Source organism: Virgibacillus sp. 7505 (assembly GCF_002272135.1).
In the GTDB taxonomy this organism is placed as follows: domain Bacteria; phylum Bacillota; class Bacilli; order Bacillales; family Amphibacillaceae; genus Terribacillus.
In genome coordinates this window covers 1-258 of record NZ_NPBF01000215.1, presented here as the reverse complement: position 1 = coordinate 258, position 258 = coordinate 1, and the positions used below count along the sequence as shown (strand labels likewise).

At 45.0% G+C, this 258-nt stretch carries 1 pseudogene; it reads left to right on the top strand.

The annotated features are described in order from the left end of the window. A pseudogene (locus tag CHH91_RS18665) lies at positions 1 to 258 on the top strand (IS3-like element IS655 family transposase); the annotation flags it as partial.

Below are 258 nucleotides of genomic sequence, written 5' to 3'. Positions count from 1 at the left end.
GATCATGAAGGCACAAGGACTTGTATCCACGTACACGGTGGCCCAATTTAAACCAACGAAATTCGTGTGCAACGAATCGGAAATAGGGAATACCCTTGACCGGAAGTTCCAACAAGAAAAAGCGCTAACCGTAGTCGTCAGCGACCTAACGTATGTGCGGGTCGGTGCAAACTGGCATTATATTTGTATCATCATTGATCTATACAACCGTGAAATCATCGGTTACAGTTCTGGTCCAAACAAGAATAAGGAGCTCGT